Source organism: Clostridioides sp. ES-S-0048-02 (genome assembly GCF_020658495.1).
Taxonomy (GTDB): domain Bacteria; phylum Bacillota; class Clostridia; order Peptostreptococcales; family Peptostreptococcaceae; genus Clostridioides.
In genome coordinates this window covers 1-545 of the sequence record NZ_JACVWH010000062.1, presented here as the reverse complement: position 1 = coordinate 545, position 545 = coordinate 1, and the positions used below count along the sequence as shown (strand labels likewise).

At 40.2% G+C, this 545-nt stretch carries 2 rRNA genes; both read right to left on the bottom strand.

Annotated elements, in window-relative coordinates:
- Positions 1 to 186, bottom strand: a 23S ribosomal RNA gene (locus IC173_RS20370); the annotation flags it as partial.
- A 263-nt stretch (positions 187 to 449) separates the two neighbouring features.
- Positions 450 to 545, bottom strand: a 16S ribosomal RNA gene (locus IC173_RS20365); the annotation flags it as partial.

Genomic DNA, 545 nt, shown 5'->3' with positions numbered 1-545 from the left:
GAGTTCCCCTCATTAAGCTATGTATTCACTTAATGATACTTAGACATTACTCTAAGTGAGTTTCCTCATTCGGAAATCTTCGGATCAAAGTTTACGTGCAACTCCCCGAAGCTTATCGCAGCTTATCACGTCCTTCATCGGCTCCTAGTGCCAAGGCATCCGCCCTGCACCCTTAATAACTTGACCAGTTAAAAAGGTTTGATAGATTAGAAGCTATCAACTTCGATAATTTTTAAAAGTTATCAGCTTTATATATTACAAATTAGATGTCATATCACTAAATATATATATGCAGTTTTCAAAGTGCTAACGCACAGCGCCAACAGATAAATCCTGTTGCTTAAAGTGCTAACGCACGTCGCCAACGAATAAATTCCGTTGCTCAAAGTGCTAATTGAGTATTCGTAAAAACGAACCCTCAAAATTAAACAGTAGGCAATTCTCCTTAGAAAGGAGGTGATCCAGCCGCACCTTCCGATACGGCTACCTTGTTACGACTTCACCCCAGTTATTGATTCCACCTTCGACGACTTCTTCCAAAAGGT